Genomic DNA, 1781 nt, shown 5'->3' with positions numbered 1-1781 from the left:
GGCGGCCATCTGGGCGCCTCGCTGGGCGTGGTGGAACTGACGGTGGCGCTGCACGCGGTGTTCGACACGCCCGACGACCGCATCATCTGGGATGTCGGCCACCAGGCCTACCCGCACAAGATCCTGACGGGCCGGCGCGAGGGCATCCGCACCCTGCGCCAGCCCGGCGGCCTGTCGGGCTTCACCCGCCGCAGCGAGAGCGCATACGACCCGTTCGGCGCCGCCCATTCCTCCACCTCGATCTCCGCCGGCCTGGGCATGGCGGTGGCGCACCACCTGCGCGCCGAGCATGACCCGTCCTACCGCGAGCGCAACGTGGTGGCGGTGATCGGCGACGGCTCGATCTCGGCCGGCATGGCCTACGAGGCGATGAACAACGCCGCGGTCGCCGGCCCCGGCGCCGGGCGGCTGATCGTGGTGCTGAACGACAACGAGATGTCGATCGCCCCCCCGGTCGGCGCCATGTCCAACTACCTGTCGCGGCTGATGTCCTCGCGCCAGTTCCTCGGCCTGCGCGACCTCGCCGGCAAGGTGGCCCGCCGCCTGCCCGAGCGGCTGGAACGCACCGCCAAGAAGGCCGACGAATATGCCCGCGGCATGATCACCGGCGGCACGCTGTTCGAGGAACTGGGCTTCTATTATGTCGGCCCGGTCGACGGCCACGACCTCAACCAGCTGGTGCCGATCCTGCGCAACCTACGCGACGCCGACGACAAGGGCCCGATCCTGCTGCACATCCTCACCGAGAAGGGTCGCGGCTACCGCCCGGCCGAATCGGCGGGCGACAAATATCACGCGGTGGCCAAGTTCAACGTCGTCACCGGCGTGCAGACCAAGGCGCCCCCCGGCCCGCCCAGCTACACCTCGGTCTTCAGCCGCGAGCTGACGCGCCGGGCGAAGCAGGACGACAGCATCGTCGCCATCACCGCCGCCATGCCGTCGGGCACGGGGCTCGATGCCTTCGCCCGCGCCTATCCCGACCGCTTCTTCGATGTCGGCATCGCCGAGCAGCATGCCGTCACCTTCGCCGCCGGCATGGCTACCGAGGGGCTGCGGCCGTTCTGCGCCATCTATTCCACCTTCCTGCAACGCGCCTATGATCAGGTGATGCATGACGTGGTGCTGCAGAACCTGCCGGTGCGTTTCGCCATCGACCGTGCCGGCCTGGTCGGTGCCGACGGCGCCACCCACGCGGGTTCGTTTGACATCAATTACCTGGGCTGCCTGCCCGGCATGACCATCATGGCCCCCAGCGACGAGCTGGAACTGTTGCACATGACGGCCACCGCCTGCGCCTTCGACGACGGCCCGATCGCGCTGCGCTACCCGCGCGGCAACGGCCTGGGCCTGGCCCTGCCCGAGGAAGGCACGGTGCTGGACATCGGCCGTGGCCGCATCGTCCGCGAAATGGGCCGCCAGGCAGGGCGCGAAAAGGGCGGCATCGCCATCCTGTCGCTGGGCACCCGCCTGGCCGAGGTGCTGAAGGCCGCCGACATGCTGGCCACCCAGGGCCTGCCCCCCACGGTGGCGGACGCCCGCTTCGCCAAGCCGCTCGACACCGCGCTGATCGAAAACCTCGCCCGCAACCACGCGGTGCTGATCACCATCGAGGAAGGCGCCGAGGGCGGGTTCGGGGCCTATGTCATGCATCATCTGGCGCGCACCGGCCTGCTCGACAGCGTCCGCTTCCGCCCGATGACGCTCCCCGACCGCTTCATCGACCACAACACGCAGGACGCCCAGTATCGCGAGGCAGGCCTCGACGCCACCGCCATCGCAGC

At 69.9% G+C, this 1781-nt stretch carries 1 protein-coding gene; it reads left to right on the top strand.

What is annotated here, in order from left to right:
* Nucleotides 1–1781 (top strand): 1-deoxy-D-xylulose-5-phosphate synthase (dxs, locus tag C7453_RS18555; protein WP_114729663.1); only part of this gene is annotated, 1781 nt, incomplete at both ends.

Origin of the sequence: Gluconacetobacter liquefaciens, assembly GCF_003350405.1 — a bacterium.
Lineage (GTDB): Bacteria > Pseudomonadota > Alphaproteobacteria > Acetobacterales > Acetobacteraceae > Gluconacetobacter > Gluconacetobacter liquefaciens.
This window is presented reverse-complemented; position numbering and strand designations above follow the sequence as displayed.